Origin of the sequence: Gemmobacter sp., from assembly GCF_016792925.1 — a bacterium.
Classification (GTDB): domain Bacteria; phylum Pseudomonadota; class Alphaproteobacteria; order Rhodobacterales; family Rhodobacteraceae; genus Gemmobacter.
On the sequence record NZ_JAEULU010000285.1, the window covers coordinates 1 to 6396 of the forward strand.

The window sequence follows — 6396 nt, forward strand, 5'->3', positions numbered from 1 at the left end:
CTGTGAATGGATCGAATTCGCGGTTCGCTGGAGCCATGTGATCACGGCCAACGCCTGGATCGGGTCGAGCTTTTACTTCATCGCTCTGGATCTCGGGCTGCACCGCGACCGCAACCTCGCCTCTGGCGCCGATGGCGAGGAGTGGCAGGTGCATGGCGGCGGCTTCTATCACATCCAGAAATATCTGGTCGCCCCGGCGGCAATGCCCGATCATCTGGTGTGGTTCAAATGGGAAAGCTACATGACCTGGGTGTCGGGCTTCACCATGCTGGTCCTGGTCTATTATCTGGGGGCAGAGTTCTATCTGGTCGATCCCGCCGTGATGGAGCTGCACATCTGGCAGGCCATCCTGATCTCCATGGCCTCGCTGGCCTTTGGCTGGATCGCCTATAACACGCTGTGCAAGACCTTTGTGAATGCCAATCAGACGGTGCTGATGGTGGCCTTGTTCGGGGTGCTGGTGGCGATGAGCTATTTCTACGCCTCGGTGTTTTCGGGGCGCGCGGCGCTGCTGCATCTGGGCGCCTTCACCGCCACGATCATGTCGGCCAATGTGTTTTTCGTCATCATGCCCAATCAGCGGGTCGTGGTGGCCGATCTGAAGGCCGGGCGCAAGCCGGACCCGAAATATGGGAAAATCGCAAAACAGCGCAGCACGCATAACAATTATCTGACGCTTCCTGTTCTGTTTTTGATGTTGTCCAATCACTACCCCCTTGCCTTTGCGACGCAATATAACTGGATCATTGCGGCGCTGGTCTTCCTGATGGGGGTGACGATCCGGCATTGGTTCAACACCCAGCACGCCCGCAAAGGCGCCCCGCACTGGACATGGGCGGCAACGGTCATCCTGATGATCGTGATCGCCTGGCTCTCCTCCATCCGCCCGGAGGCGCCCGCCGAACAGGCCGCGCTCAAGGGGCAGGCGCTGGTCTATGCCAGCGCGCCGGGGTTTGAGGAGGTCACCTCCATCGTGCAGGGCCGCTGCTCGATGTGCCACGCCGCCGAGCCCGCCTGGGAGGGGATGTATTGGGCCCCAAAAGGCGTGCTGCTGGAGACGCCCGAACAGATCGCCCATGAAGCGCGGCGCATCTACGTTCAGGCCGGGGTCAGCCACGCCATGCCCCCGGCCAACCTGTCCTTCATCGAGCCGCAAGAACGCCAGCAGATCATCGACTGGTTCCGCGCCGCCGGGCAAAGCCCCGCTCTCTGACGCCCCCCTTCATCTTGGCCCAAATATCCCGGGGCCTGCGTCGGAGAAGGTTGGGGGCTGGCCCCCGGCGCTCTCAGCCAAACCGCCATTCCATAGCCTGCACCCGCACCTCCCCGGCTCCAAGGGTGATCGACGGGAAGCCCGGCTGGTTCGGCGCATCGGGCCAGTGCTGCGGCTCGATGGCAAGGCCCTCCCAGGCCTCCTGCCCCGGACGGCCCGGCTTGCGGTTGTCATAGACCTGCACGCCCGGTTCGGTGGTGGCCAAGGTCATGGTCAAGCCATTCTGCCCGGTCAGCCACAGCACATCGCGCAGCGGCTGTGGCGCGTCTGACAGGCAGAAATTGGTATCCATCGACGGGTCGCCCGGCGTAATCACCCGGCCCGCGCGCAGATCGAGCGCCGTGCCCTCCACCGGCAGCAGCCGCCCGGTCGGGATCAGATCGGCATCCACCTCGGTCACCTCTGCGGCGGCGATGCGCAGGCTATGGCCTGCCCATGTCGGGCTGCCATCCAGGTTCCAATAGGAATGGTTGGTCAGGTTCACCAGCGTCTCGGCATCGCTGGTCGTGGTCAGCGTCAGCCGCAGCGTGGCGGGGGGCAGCGCCTCCCACAGCGCGGTGATCGTCCGGTTGCCGGGAAAGCCGCCCTCGCCATCCGGCAGATCGAGGCGCAGCACCAGCCGGTCCGCCGCCGCCTCCACCACCTGCCACAGCTTGAACTGGCTGCCCGCCGCGCCGGAATGCAGCGTGTGGCGGCCCTGTTGGTTGGGGTCGAACTGGCACATTTGCCCTGCCACCACGGCTGTCGCGCCGCCGATCCGGTTCGCCACCGGCCCCACCAGCGAGCCATGGTGCCGCATCTGCCCCTGATAATCCGCCACCTTGTCAGAGCCGAGGGTCAGGCCATGTGCCACCCCCTCCAGCCGCAGATCCTGCAAGATCGCGCCCAGCGTCAGGATGGTGGCGCGCAGGCGCCCCGCCCGCAGCGTCACTGACTGCACCGCCTCACCCGCCGCTGTCGTTCCAAACTCCCGGATCATCGCGCCCTCCCCTGTTTGCGCTATCAACAGGAGAGGGCGGGCATTGGTCAAGCCCACATCACTTCTGGCTCAGGCAATCGGCCAAGGTCTTGGCCAGTCCTTGCAGCAATGCCGGATAAATCAGCGCGTCCCGCTCCACCGCGGCCCCTTCCGGGTCCAGCGCCGCGCCCAGTTTCACGCCGGTCGCCTCGGCCATCTGCTCTACCTGCTTGCCGTCATGCCCGGCCTCGGGGAAGAGGCACAGCGCCTCGGCCCCGGCCTTTTGCTGCAAATCGCGCAGATGCGCAGCCCCGGGCGAGGTCGCATCGCCAAGCGCCACCGCCCCGGCCACGGTCACCCCGTAATGCGCCGCGAAATAGCCATAGGCATCATGGAACACCACGAAGGGCTTGCCCTGCACCGGCTTCAACTGCGCCGCGATCTGCGCATCGGTTTCGGCGATCAGCGCCTTGCCCTTGGCGGCATTGGCGGCATAGGTCGCGGCATTTTCGGGATCGAGCCGCGACAGCTCTGCCGCAATCGCGTCCAGCCAGACCGCGCCATTGGCGGGGTCGAGCCAGGCATGGGGGTCGATCCCCTCATGGCTGTGGCCCTCATGACCCTCCTCGGCTTGGTCATGGCCTTCATGGTCAGCATGGCCCTCCTCTGCGCCATGCTCCGCATGCTCGTCGTGGTCCTCATGGCCTTCCGCTTCATGGTCATGGCCCTCATGATCATGCGCAGCTTCAGCCCCGAAAGCCTGCAAATGGCTGCCCTTCACCTCCAGCAGCCGCAGCTCCGGCACCGAGCCAAAGCTCTCCAGCACCCGCTCCAGCCAGGGGGACATGCGCGGGCCGACCCAGACCACCAGCCCGGCCTCCTGCAAGGCCGCCGACTGGCTGGGCTTCAACTGGAATTCATGCGCATTGGCGCCCTTGTCGAGCAGGATTTCCGGCTGACCCAGATCGCCCATCACCATCGAGACCAATCCGTAGGTCGGGGCGAAATCGGTCACCACTTTCGGCACCTCTGCCAGCGCGGCTCCCGAGGCCAGCAGGCTCGCCAAGATCGTCGATATGGTATAACGCATCACTTCACCCCTTCCGTTTCAGGCAGGGCCCTCTATGTATGTAATATTATAACAGGTCAAGAGGCCCCGGATGCACCCGACCTTCCAGCACCATGATCACAGCCATTGCGCGGGCGACAGTCTGGCCCGGGCCGAGGCGTTGATGGCCGAGCGCGGCGCGCGGCTGACCCCGGTGCGCAAGCGCGTGCTGGAGATTTTGCTGGAAGCGCATAAGGCGCTTGGCGCCTATGACGTGCTGCAACGGCTGGCCGCCGAAGGCTATGGCAACCAGCCGCCTGTCGCCTATCGCGCGCTGGATTTCCTTGTGGAACAAGGGCTTGCCCATCGCATTCAGCGGCTCAATGCCTTCACCGCCTGCATGCATGCGGGCGAGGCCCATGCCCCCGCCTTCCTGATCTGCGACCGCTGCGCCACCGTGGCCGAGGCCCCCGTGGCCCCGATCCGCGCCGCGTTGGAAGCCGCCGCCGCCGAGATGGGCTTTGCCGTCGAACGTGTGAGCCTGGAGGCCACCGGCCTCTGCCCTGCCTGCCGGGAGGCCGCATGAACGCGCTGGTTCAGGCCGATCACATCTGCGTGCGCCTGGGCGGGCAAGAGGTGCTGCATGATGTCAGCCTCGCCATCGCGCCGGGCGAGATCGTCACCATCCTTGGCCCCAATGGCTCGGGCAAATCCACGCTGCTGCGCGCGCTTCTGGGGCTGGTGCCGGTCAGCCATGGCCGGGTGCGCCGCAGCTCCGGCCTGCGCTTGGGCTATATGCCGCAGAAATTGCAGATCGACCGCAGCATGCCGATGACGGCGGCGCGGTTCCTGTCGCTGCCCAAGCGCCACAGCCCAGAGGCAACTTCAGCGATGCTGGCCCGTGTCGGTGTGGCCGAGGTGGCGAACCGCCCGCTCACCGGCCTGTCGGGCGGGCAGATGCAGCGCGTGTTGCTGGCCCGCGCCCTGCTCACCCAGCCGCAATTGCTGATCCTTGATGAGCCGACGCAGGGCCTCGACCAGCCCGGCGAGGCCGGGTTCTATCACCTGATCGACGATCTGCGGCGCGAGACCGGCGCCGCCGTGCTGATGGTCAGCCATGACCTGCATGTGGTGATGAGCGCGTCGGACCGGGTGATTTGCCTCAACGGCCATATCTGCTGCGAAGGCACACCGCGCGTGGTCTCCTCTGCCCCGGAATATCGGGCGCTGTTCGGCCTTGGCACCAAGGGCGCGCTGGCGCTCTATCAGCATGACCATGACCACGATCATACCCATGATCACGGGCATGATCACCACCATTCCCACCACGACCATCACCATGGGCATGGCCATGCTTGACGATTTCCTGATCCGGGCCGGGCTGGCCGGTCTGGGCGTGGCGCTGGCCACCGGGCCCTTGGGGTCTTTTGTGGTGTGGCGGCGGATGGCCTATTTCGGCGATGCCACCTCGCATGCCGCCATTCTGGGCGTGGCGCTGGCGCTGGCCTTTGACCTGCCGGTGGGGCTTGGCACGCTGGCGATCGCGCTGCTGATGGCGGTGACGGTCGCCACGCTGGCCGCGCGCGGCTGGGCGATGGATACCACGCTGGGCGTGCTGGCCCATTCGGCACTGGCCTTTGGCCTTGTGGCCGTCAGCTTCGTGCCCGACGCCCGCACCGACCTTTCGGCCTGGCTGTTCGGCGATATTCTGGCGGTGTCGAAATCCGATCTGGGCTTTATCTGGGGCGGCGCGGCGCTGGTGGTGGCGCTGATCCTGTGGCGCTGGTCAGCGCTGCTGACCGCCACGTTGAACGAAGATCTCGCCGCCGCTTCGGGCCTCAACCCCGACCGCGAGCGGCTGATCCTCACGCTGGCGCTGGCCGTCACCGTGGCGGTCGCCATCAAGGTGGTGGGCGCGCTGCTGATTGCCGCCATGCTGATCATCCCCGCCGCCGCCGCGCGCGGGCTAGCGCGCAGCCCCGAAGCGATGGCGGCGCTGGCCGCGCTGATCGGCGCCGCCGCCGTGCTGGGCGGCTTGCAGATGTCGCTGCATCTCGACACGCCCGCAGGCCCTTCGATCATCACGGTGGCCGCGCTGATTTTCACCTTTGCGGCGCTGTTTGACCTGCGCCGACGCTAAAAGGGCCCGGCCCCGCGACAGGGCCGGGCCGATCACTCAGCCCTCATGGGCGGGCAGTGCCTTCAGCTGCGCCTCGGTCGCGCTGACCCGCAGCACCGAGCGTTCGCCATCGGCATCGGGCGCCAGCCGCAGCATATCGGCGCTCAGCGCCACCGATTTCTCGCCGATCCCGAGGAAGCCGCCGACATCGACCACCGCGCCGGTGATCTTGCCATCGGTGCCAAGCGCCACGGCGCTGACCTCGCCCACATCCTCATTGCCGGGGCCATAGACGCGCTTGCCCACCAGATCCTCCGCGGTCATCACCGCGAAATCCACCGGCGCATCGGCGGCCGGATCAGCGGCGGTTTCGGTCGGGGTCGCGGTCTGCACCGGCGCCGTGCCCGTGCTGCCCTCGCCCATGGTGGCCGGAGCCACCGCCGGGCCATTCACCGTATAGGCGGGCGCGGCTTCCAGATCGGCCTTGCCGCCCTGGAACACGATGAAGTAATCCTGCGGGCTGTCCGCATCCGGCACCATGACGAGACGGCTCATATCCACCGCCACAGTCTTTTCCCCCATCCCGAGGAAGCCGCCGAAATCGACCAGCACGGCCTCGGTATCGCCAGACAGCGACAGGATCACATCATTGATCTCGCCCGCATCCTCCCAGCCGCTATCGGCATTGGCATAGCTGCCGCTGCCCAGCGAGGCCGTGTCGGTTTCGGTGATATAGACCCGCTTGCCGATGAAATCCGACGCGCGCACGGCATTCTCGATCCCGTCGATATAGGGCGAGGCGGGCGCGGTCTGGGCAAAGGCACCCGTGGCCGCAGCCGAGGCCAGCGTCAGCGCAACGGCGGTCGAAGTAAGAAGCTTTTTCATGGGCTTGTCTCCTGTTCTTCAAGTGCGGGCGAATGGCCTCGCACCTTCCGGACAGACAACCCCGGCGCCGCCGCCCCGTTCCGGGGGCGACGGTCACGATATGTTCAAGGGCG

The 6396-nt window shown here is 66.3% G+C and carries 7 protein-coding genes; 4 read left to right on the forward strand and 3 right to left on the reverse strand.

From position 1 onward, the window contains the following. A partial coding sequence (locus tag JNN06_RS13605) for a urate hydroxylase PuuD (RefSeq protein ID WP_291240135.1) occupies nucleotides 1-1213 on the forward strand: 1213 nt, incomplete at its 5' end. A gap of 73 nt (nucleotides 1214-1286) precedes the next feature. On the opposite strand, the gene JNN06_RS13610 is transcribed toward JNN06_RS13605, so the two are convergent. Beyond that, nucleotides 1287-2252, reverse strand: a complete 966-nt coding sequence (locus JNN06_RS13610) for an aldose epimerase family protein (RefSeq protein ID WP_291240136.1) — start codon at nucleotides 2250-2252, stop codon at nucleotides 1287-1289. A gap of 58 nt (nucleotides 2253-2310) precedes the next feature. Then, nucleotides 2311-3321, reverse strand: coding sequence for a zinc ABC transporter substrate-binding protein (locus JNN06_RS13615; RefSeq protein WP_291240137.1), 1011 nt, complete (start codon nucleotides 3319-3321; stop codon nucleotides 2311-2313). Nucleotides 3322-3391: 70 nt separating this feature from the next. Between JNN06_RS13615 and JNN06_RS13620 the strand changes: the two genes are divergently transcribed. From JNN06_RS13620 to JNN06_RS13630, 3 genes are read left to right on the forward strand one after another with little or no spacing between them, the layout of a single operon-like run. Then, entirely contained in the window at nucleotides 3392-3865 is a 474-nt protein-coding gene (locus JNN06_RS13620; RefSeq protein ID WP_291240138.1) for a transcriptional repressor, read from the forward strand. Further along, nucleotides 3862-4638: a metal ABC transporter ATP-binding protein gene (locus tag JNN06_RS13625; RefSeq protein WP_291240139.1), complete on the forward strand. Its 777-nt coding sequence runs from the start codon at nucleotides 3862-3864 to the stop codon at nucleotides 4636-4638. Before JNN06_RS13620 ends, JNN06_RS13625 begins: the two co-directional genes overlap by 4 nt. Continuing rightward, nucleotides 4631-5419 (forward strand): iron chelate uptake ABC transporter family permease subunit, encoded by a 789-nt coding sequence (locus tag JNN06_RS13630; protein ID WP_291240141.1) that lies wholly within the window; start codon nucleotides 4631-4633, stop codon nucleotides 5417-5419. Before JNN06_RS13625 ends, JNN06_RS13630 begins: the two co-directional genes overlap by 8 nt. 36 nt (nucleotides 5420-5455) lie before the next feature. Here the strand turns inward: JNN06_RS13630 and JNN06_RS13635 are convergent, their stop codons facing one another. After that, nucleotides 5456-6283 carry a PRC-barrel domain-containing protein gene (locus JNN06_RS13635; RefSeq protein ID WP_291240140.1) on the reverse strand — a complete coding sequence of 276 codons (828 nt, stop codon included), beginning with the start codon at nucleotides 6281-6283 and terminating at the stop codon, nucleotides 5456-5458. Nucleotides 6284-6396: the final 113 nt, after the last annotated feature.